Origin of the sequence: Streptococcus sp. HMSC076C08, from assembly GCF_001810825.1 — a bacterium.
GTDB lineage: Bacteria > Bacillota > Bacilli > Lactobacillales > Streptococcaceae > Streptococcus.
Genome location: NZ_KV802717.1, coordinates 1 through 260, shown reverse-complemented (window position 1 = coordinate 260; position 260 = coordinate 1). Strand labels below are relative to the sequence as shown.

Annotated in this window: 1 protein-coding gene; it reads left to right on the top strand. The window is 48.8% G+C overall.

Going from position 1 to position 260, the window contains the following annotated elements:
• Positions 1-260 (top strand): Ig-like domain-containing protein (locus tag HMPREF2766_RS00955; RefSeq protein ID WP_148131183.1); only part of this gene is annotated, 260 nt, incomplete at both ends.

Sequence of the window (260 nt, the reverse complement as noted above, 5' to 3'; positions counted from 1 at the left end):
CAACCTTCGCAGATGGAAGCAAAGAGAAGTTTATTCCAGGTCAAGGGACTTACACAATTGCACCAGACGGAACAGTGACCTTCACACCGGACAAACAGTTTGTTGGAAACCCAGATCCAGTCACAGTCAAACGTGTGGATAAGAACGGTACCCCAGTGACTGCGACTTATACTCCAACAGTGACTAAGGTAACCCCAACTAGCACTAACGTAACCAGCACAGGTCCTCAAGGTGTTCCACAAACGGGCACTCCAACCTTC